This window comes from Segatella salivae DSM 15606 (assembly GCF_000185845.1).
Classification (GTDB): domain Bacteria; phylum Bacteroidota; class Bacteroidia; order Bacteroidales; family Bacteroidaceae; genus Prevotella; species Prevotella salivae.
Window position 1 is genome coordinate 1 of record NZ_GL629682.1, and the last position, 753, is coordinate 753.

2 protein-coding genes are annotated in these 753 nt (G+C 51.0%); both read left to right on the plus strand.

The genetic code is table 11. The features are described from left to right. Nucleotides 1-57: 57 nt before the first annotated feature. On the plus strand, nt 58-426 hold the full coding sequence (locus HMPREF9420_RS12820) for a hypothetical protein (RefSeq protein ID WP_147625737.1): 369 nt from the start codon (nt 58-60) through the stop codon (nt 424-426). After that, nucleotides 402-743, plus strand: a complete 342-nt coding sequence (locus tag HMPREF9420_RS14075) for a hypothetical protein (protein ID WP_147625738.1) — start codon at nt 402-404, stop codon at nt 741-743. The genes HMPREF9420_RS12820 and HMPREF9420_RS14075 overlap by 25 nt, the downstream gene beginning before the upstream one ends. The last annotated feature ends 10 nt before the right edge of the window (nt 744-753 follow it).

Here is a 753-nt window from a genome sequence, read left to right on the forward strand (position 1 = left end):
CCATGGAATTCAGGCTTCAACTTTTATATGACAATAATGTTTACCGGACAGCAATAATTGGAAATGATTTACCCCGATGAGGAGAAAGTAACCTATGACTATAACCTCGGCGGACAGGTAGACCATGTGCGTGGCTATAAGTCTTACGGCTATGATTATGTGAACTCCGAGTTCTCGGGTGGTAATACTGGTACGGCACGCTTCTCGCTCTATGTCAGTCCATACTTAGTTGCAGGGCAAGGTAGCAAGCACACCAAGCATATTCTACATTTCCGCGCCGGGCGAAAGTCGTTTTCCGAGTGGTTTGGCATTTCCGCGCATGGCGAAAGTCGTTTCCCGAGTAGTTTGGCATTTCCGCGCCGGGCGAAAGTCGTTTCCCGAGTAGTTTGGCATTTCCGCGCATGGCGAAAGTCGTTTCCCGAGTAGTTTGGCATTTCCGCGCATGGCGAAAGTCGTTTCCCGAATGGTTTGGCATTTCCGCGCCGGGCGAAAGTCGTTTCCCGAGTAGTTTGGCATTTCCGCGCATGGCGAAAGTCATTTTCCGAGTAGTTTGGCATTTCCGCGCATGGCGAAAGTCATTCCCGAGTGGTTTGGCATTTCCGCGCCGGGCGAAAGTCGTTTCCCAAGTGGTTTGGCATTTCCGCGCCGGGCGAAAGTCGTTTCCCAAGTGGTTTGGCATTTCCGCGCTGGGCGAAAGTCATTTCCCGAGTGGTTTGGCGCGTGCGCGAATCGTTTATTTATAAATATTGCTGT

Coding starts and splice junctions, on each gene's coding strand:
- HMPREF9420_RS14075 (WP_147625738.1), top strand. CDS start 402: ATGGCGAAAGTCGTTTCCCGAGTAGTTTGGCATTTCCGCGCATGGCGA.